Source organism: Hymenobacter agri (assembly GCF_054778495.1).
On record NZ_BAAGZM010001205.1, the window covers coordinates 1 to 648 of the forward strand.

Here is a 648-nt window from a genome sequence, read left to right on the forward strand (position 1 = left end):
CACCCGCCGGCCGCTGTACTTCGATGTGAAGGGCCTGCTGACGCAGCAAATTGCGCAGCTGGAGCAGCGCCACGCCGCCGTGACCAAGCACGTGCGCCTGCGCGCCGAAGCTCCCGAAACCGTGCGCGTGCCCGCCGTGAAGTGGAACGACGAGCTCCAGATTTTCTTTCAAGCGGACATCAATAAAGCCGCTTTGCGCGGGGCGTACGCCATCGATTCGGTGACGCTGCCCGGCGGGGCCGTGCGCCGAACCTACACTCGCAAGTCCGGCCAGCCCAATGCGCCGGTGGCGCGGCTGGTGGTGGTGCAGCAAGGGGCCGAACTGCAGGAAATCAACGCCACCATCGAGCAGAACAACGCGTTGTTCTCAGCCCAAAAGCAGCTGCAGATGGAGTTGCAGGGCGGCCAACTGCGTCGCTACGAAGTGATGGGCACCCAAAAGCTGGTGCTGTTCGACACGCTGCGATATTCCGCGGCTGGCGCGGTGGAGTAGCCGTAGCGCGAACTTTTAGTTCGCGTTTCTGCCCAAGAGCTCAACTATAAAGCAAAGCCCAGCCGGGCAGAGAAGCCGGTACTACCGGCGCTCGTAAGCGCCCAGGGCGGGCTGCGTCTGGCCGGGGGCGGGGCGGGGCAGGTTGCGCAGGTCGC

At 64.8% G+C, this 648-nt stretch carries 1 protein-coding gene; it reads left to right on the top strand.

What is annotated here, in order from left to right; all coding sequences use genetic code 11:
* Positions 1-493: hypothetical protein (locus ACYVDE_RS25340; RefSeq protein ID WP_460504280.1), on the top strand; the 493-nt coding region annotated here is incomplete at its 5' end.
* Positions 494-648 lie beyond the last annotated feature (155 nt).